This window comes from Billgrantia hypersalina (assembly GCF_052584175.1).
The window spans coordinates 1-1321 of record NZ_JBMIQI010000021.1; the positions used below are offsets into that span (position 1 = coordinate 1).

At 66.7% G+C, this 1321-nt stretch carries 1 protein-coding gene and 1 pseudogene; both read right to left on the reverse strand.

Annotation, left to right across the window (positions count from 1 at the left end; genetic code table 11):
* A pseudogene (locus ACOJCM_RS19610) lies at positions 1 to 541 on the reverse strand (electron transfer flavoprotein subunit alpha/FixB family protein); the annotation flags it as partial.
* A 28-nt stretch (positions 542 to 569) separates the two neighbouring features.
* The gene (locus ACOJCM_RS19615) at positions 570 to 1319 is read right to left on the reverse strand and encodes an electron transfer flavoprotein subunit beta/FixA family protein (RefSeq protein ID WP_445213774.1); all 750 of its coding nucleotides are present in this window, start codon (positions 1317 to 1319) and stop codon (positions 570 to 572) included.
* Positions 1320 to 1321: the final 2 nt, after the last annotated feature.

Here is a 1321-nt window from a genome sequence, read left to right on the forward strand (position 1 = left end):
CCTGCTTGATAAAGGTGGACTGGGCGTTCTCCACCACGACATCGACGTTCTCGATGCTGGCACCGCCCCCTTCGCCCACGGCGTCGAAGCCGGTCGAGCGCACGGTGATCACCTTGAGCGGATCGGCGCTCTTGACCGTGGCGATGGCGTTGCCGGCATAGATCGGCCGCTTGAAGGTGTCGGCGTCGACCACCTCGAGGATCTCGGAGATCTGCGAGACGTCCTTGAGCGCGGCGACCCGCGGCAGCACGTTCTTGCCGGTGGTGGTGGCGGCGGCGAGCACGTGGCTGTAGTCGCCGGCGAGCTCGGCCAGCAGCGCACCCAGGGGCTCGGCGAGCTGGTGGGCGTAGACGGCGTTGTCGGCCACGCGGACCTTGCTCACGCCGTCGAGCCTGGCGGCGGCGTCGGCCACGGCGCCGACGTGCTCGCCGGCGACCAGCACGTCGATATCGCCGCCGATGGCTTGGGCGGCCGCAACCACGTGGGCGGTGGCGCCGGCGAGTTGGCCGTCGTGATGTTCGGCAAGTACCAGAATGCTCATATAATCAGCTCCCTTCAAAGCGCCGTTTTCAAAGCACTTTGGCTTCGTTCTTCAACTTGTCCACGAGCTCGTCGACGGAGCCCACCTTGATGCCGCCCTTGCGCTCGGCCGGCGATTCGACCTGGAGCAGGGTCACCTGGCTCGCCACCTCGACGCCGAGATCCGCCGGGCTCTTGACGTCGAGCGGCTTCTTCTTGGCCTTCATGATGTCGGGCAGCTTGGCATAGCGCGGCTCGTTCAAGCGCAGGTCGGTGGTGACGATGGCCGGCAGGGTCAGCTCGACGGTCTGCAGGCCGCCGTCGATCTCGCGGGTGACCTGGACCTTGTCGTTCTCGACCACCACCTCGGAGGCGAAGGTGCCCTGGGGCAGGCCGGCCAGGGCGGCGAGCATCTGGCCGGTCTGGTTGTTGTCGGTGTCGATCGCCTGCTTGCCGAGGATCACCAGCCCCGGCTGCTCCGCTTCCACCACCTTGGCCAGCAGCTTGGCCGCGGCCAGCGACTCGACACGCTCCTCGGTCTCGACATGCACGGCGCGATCGGCGCCCAGCGCCAGCGCGGTGCGCAGTTGCTCCTGGGCGGCCTTGGGGCCGATGGTCACGGCAACGACCTCGCTGGCCACGCCCTTCTCCTTCAGCCGTACCGCCTCTTCCACGGCGATCTCGCAGAAGGGGTTCATGGCCATCTTGACGTTGGTGAGATCGACGTCGGAGTGATCCGGCTTGACGCGGATCTTGACGTTGTAGTCGATGACGCGTTTGACCGCGACGAGTACTTTCATGG

Bases quoted from the DNA above. Each gene is read 5' to 3' on its own strand.
- ACOJCM_RS19615 (WP_445213774.1), bottom strand. From the start codon at position 1,319: ATGAAAGTACTCGTCGCGGTCAAACGCGTCATCGACTACAACGTCAAG.